The following is a 4192-nucleotide window of genomic DNA, read 5'->3' as shown; positions in this document are numbered from 1 at the left end:
GAGCGCGCCGGGCCGGCTGGCGTCCGGCACGCTCGCCGCGCGCTCCCTGGCGACCGCCTCGCGTAGCGCCGGAGCGATCTCCTGCCCGAAGGCCTGGATCAGTCGCGGGTCGTCGCGGCCGACCAGGAAGGTGCTGAATCCCTCCTCGACGACCAGCGGGAGGAGTTGCTCGACCCACTGCTCCGGTGGCCCCTGGAGGAAACCGCGACTGCGCGACGAGACGTCGACAGTGAACAGGTTGAGCAGCCGCCGGATCTGCCGCGGGTCGCGTCCCGCAGCGACCGCCGCCTCGTCGATGAGCCGGTTGGCCGTCACCCGGTCCGGGGACCGCAGGTACTCCAGCGTCGGCAGCCAGCCGTTCGCCTTCTGCCCGGTCAACGCCAGCATCTTCGGCTGGTACGCGCCGAGCCAGATGTCGATGTCGTGCGCCGGCGCGGGGCCGCGCTGCATGCCGGGGATCGGGTAGTACTTCCCGTCGTGGCGCAGCGGCCCGGGTGCGGCGTCGTCCCAGACACCGCGCAGGACGTCGATCGCTTCGCGCAACGCCTCGACGCCCTGCCCCGCCGTCAGCCGGCGAGCCCCCATGCCCTCGACACCGTCCCAGAACGCGCCCGCGCCGAGGCCCAGCTCGAACCGGCCGTGGGACAACCGGTCCAGGCTCGCCGCAGCCCTGGCCAGGACGGCCGGCGGGCGCAGCGGAAGGCTGAGGACGTTTCCCGAGATCCGCAACCGTTCCGTGCGGGCGGCGACCCAGCTCAGCAGGGTCCAGGTGTCGAGGTAGTCAGCGTTGTACGGGTGGTCCTGGAAGGTGGTGAGGTCCAGGCCGGCCGCCTCGGTCAGCTCGGCGAGCGCCACCACGTGGTCCGGGTCCTGAGCGCTCGGTGTCAGGAACGTCCCGAACAGGATTTCGTGACCGTAATCAGGCATCGCGTCAGCATCTCCGTGTCATGTTGCCAGACGATGATCTGTCCAGCAGATCGTATGCCCCACAACGCAGTTGTCTGCCCACGCATTCCAGGCGGCTCGGAACGTCGTTTCGGTCGACACATCGCCTGTTAGCGTCCCGTTCATGGCCGCCACCGACCCGTGCGAACTGCCGGCCGACCGCAGGCGCGGCTCGACCTTCGGCTGGTCCCTGGGCGTGGTGCTGCGCCGCTGGCACGAGTACGTCGAGGAGATGCTGAACGACCTGCCGCACGGCAGCAGGGGCTACCACATCCTGGCCGTCGTCGTACACGAGGACGTGCCCACGCAGGGCGCCCTGGCGACCCGCCTGGCCATCGACCGCAGCGTCCTGACGTACGTCATCGACGACCTGGAGACCGCCGGTCTCATCGAACGGAAGCTCGACCCCCAGGATCGTCGCGCCCGCCGGGTGGTGGCCACCGACCGTGGGCGTGCGGCGCTCGCCGAGGCCGAGCGGCGGGTCGCCCACGCCGAGGACCACGTGCTGGGCGGGCTACCCGAGGATCAACGCGACACCTTCCGCGACGTCGCAGCCCGCGCCGCCGAGGCGATCCACGCCGCCGCGCCCGCGACGGACCCCTGTGTCGCGGTACGCAGCGTCCTGCCGCCCGAGCAGTAGGCCGACAGCTCAGACCCGTTGCCCGGCACGGCTTGACCTGGCTCGGCATGCTGGAGCCAGAAGCCCGCCGTCCGTAGCCGTGAGGTCGAGCCATGCGCAAGCCAGCCAAGACCGCAGCCCTCCTCTTCGGACTGGGCGTCGGTGCGGCCGTCGGGCCGTCTCTCGGGACCGCCGCCCTGTGGTCCGGAGTCGCGGTGGCCGCGCTTGGGATCGGCCTCGCCCTGCTCGGCGAGAGCGAGCCCGATCTGATGGCCGACGGCATGGTGGACCGCGACGGGAACAGCGCGAGCGCGGACACCTCGTACGACGAGTGGCGAGAGCGGCACGAACGACCCACTCTCAGCGGCCTCGGCACTCGGGTGGAACAGATCCTCAAGCTCGCCGAGAATCAGGCCAACGACCACCGCAACGAAGCGAGGCGCGAATCCGAGGAGCTCGTGGCCGCCGCCCGCCAGGAGGCGGAGATGATAGTGAGCCGGGCCCACGACCAGGCCGCCGGGATCACCGGCAGAGACCGGGGCCCGGATTCGGGGTCGCCCGCCTGAGGTTCGCCACTCCCCCGCGCGAGGGACCGCCGTCCCCTGCGGCCGGTGACGGGTCTTCCCGGAACAGGTGGACCATCCTCCTGCCCGCGCAAGCAACGCATTGACAGAAGTCATTGGATGAAATAGCTTCCTGGCATCGCCAGCCTGGGAGCGCTCCCAATTCCTGTCCTGACCGACGAGCGACCGCAACTCGCCGGATGGCGAGCCCTCCGAAGGCGTGGACACCACCACCGTTCAGGAGGAGCTTCATGAGAAGACCAAGAAGGACCAACGCCGTCCTGGTGTCGGCTGGCGCCGTCCTGCTGGCCTCGACGGCGGTCGCCCTGGCGACGCCGGCCGGGGCGGCGGCCGCCGGTTGTTCGGTGAACTACGGCGTGTCGTCGCAGTGGCAGAACGGCTTCGGGGCCAACGTGAGCATCACCAACCTCGGTGACGCGGTGTCGAGTTGGACGCTGACCTGGTCCTACGGTGCAGGTCAGACGGTGACCCAGGCGTGGAACGCGACGGTGACCCAGAGCGGCGCGGCGGTGACCGCGAAGAACGTCAGCTACAACGGGGGCATCGCGACCAACGGGACGGTCTCGTTCGGCTTCAACGGCTCGTGGAGCGGCAGCAACCCCGCTCCGACGAGCTTCACGTTGAACGGGGTGGCCTGCACCGGCGACACGACGCCGACCACACCCCCGCCGACGACTCCCCCACCGACCACACCGCCGGCCACTACTCCCCCGCCGAACGGGCCGGCGGACATCACGGTGAACAGCGCGACCAGGTACCAGACCGTCGACGGGTTCGGGGCCGCGCAGTCCATCTGGGGCAGCGCGTGGTCGACGGCCGAGACGCAGACCCTGGTCGGGATGGGCGCCAACCAGTTGGGTCTGTCCATCGTGCGGACCGGCCTGTCGCCGGTGTCGAGCGAGTGGGCGACGCACGTGAACTCGTTGAAGACGGCGAAGTCCTCTGGTTCGAACGTGAAGATCCTCGCGTCGCCGTGGACCGCGCCGGCGGCGTGGAAGACCAACAACAGCCGGGTCAACGGCGGGAAGCTGCGGACCGACTACTACGACGACTACGCCAACCACCTGAACAGCTACGTGCAGTACATGCGCGGCCAGGGTGTGACCATCGACGTGACCTCGGTGCAGAACGAGCCAGACTGGCACCCGGACTACGACTCGATGGACTGGAGCGGCACCGAGCTGCGCACCTTCGTCCGTGACCAGGGCACGAAGGTGCAGAACACCAAGCTGATGGTCGCCGAGGCGGTGAACCTGAACTACAACTTCACCGACCCAACCCTGAACGACTCGACCGCCCGCAACAACATCGGCTACATCGGCGGGCACCTCTACGGCACCGAGGACTCCGGCCGGCTACGGCCCTACAACCTGGCCGAGCAGCACAACAAGCCGGTGTGGATGACCGAGTGGAACCTGCACGCCGCCGACGGCGGAGGCTCCAACATCTGGGGCAACCCTGCCAACACGGCGGTCTGGAACGAAACCCTCGACGACATCATGCGCACCGTGCACAAGTCGATGGAGGCCAACTGGAGCGCCTACATCTGGTGGTACGGCAAGCGCTACTACTCCTTCATCGGCGACGGCGAATCCGCGTACGGCACGGTCGCGGGTGCCCCGCTCAAGCGCGGGTACGCCTTCTCCCAGTACGCCAAGTACGTCCGCCCCGGCTACCAGCGCGTCGCCCTGACGAAGAGTTCCAAGGCCTCCCCGCTGGAGGTCACCGCCTACCAGGGCGACGGGAAGATCACCCTGGTCATCCTCAACCGCTCGAACAGCGCGGTCAACAACGCCGTCATCCAGGCCCCGCAGAACGTCACCCGGGCCGAGCACTACCTCACCTCGCAGAACGCCAACGCGGCCAGCCAACCGACAAGCGTCAACGGAGGACAAGCCACCATCAACGTGGGCGCGCGCAGCATCTCCACGCTCGTGTTCACCCTCTGAGATCTCGACGTCGACCAGGTGGCGCGGCTCGACGAGTTGACGCGTCGTCGGGCCGGGCGGGAGCCGTTGCAGCATCTGACCGGCCGGGCCGGGTT

Annotated in this window: 3 protein-coding genes and 2 pseudogenes; 4 read left to right on the top strand and 1 reads right to left on the bottom strand. The window is 69.1% G+C overall.

The genetic code is table 11. The features are described from left to right. Window positions 1–927: LLM class flavin-dependent oxidoreductase (locus tag ACWCO3_RS32120; protein ID WP_450013645.1), on the bottom strand; the 927-nt coding region annotated here is incomplete at its 3' end. A 142-nt stretch (window positions 928–1069) separates the two neighbouring features. Between ACWCO3_RS32120 and ACWCO3_RS32115 the strand changes: the two genes are divergently transcribed. The 4 genes and pseudogenes from ACWCO3_RS32115 to ACWCO3_RS32100 form a co-directional block, all read left to right on the top strand. After that, window positions 1070–1585, top strand: a complete 516-nt coding sequence (locus tag ACWCO3_RS32115) for a MarR family winged helix-turn-helix transcriptional regulator (protein ID WP_145780310.1) — start codon at window positions 1070–1072, stop codon at window positions 1583–1585. Window positions 1586–1902: 317 nt separating this feature from the next. After that, window positions 1903–2088 (top strand): annotated as a pseudogene (locus ACWCO3_RS32110) (cell division protein DivIVA); the annotation flags it as partial. Window positions 2089–2378: 290 nt separating this feature from the next. Further along, the gene (locus tag ACWCO3_RS32105) at window positions 2379–4097 is read left to right on the top strand and encodes a cellulose binding domain-containing protein (RefSeq protein WP_358164786.1); all 1719 of its coding nucleotides are present in this window, start codon (window positions 2379–2381) and stop codon (window positions 4095–4097) included. Window positions 4098–4112: 15 nt separating this feature from the next. Further along, window positions 4113–4192, top strand: a pseudogene (locus ACWCO3_RS32100) (hypothetical protein); the annotation flags it as partial.

This window comes from Micromonospora sp. NPDC002411 (genome assembly GCF_053592955.1).
This window is presented reverse-complemented; position numbering and strand designations above follow the sequence as displayed.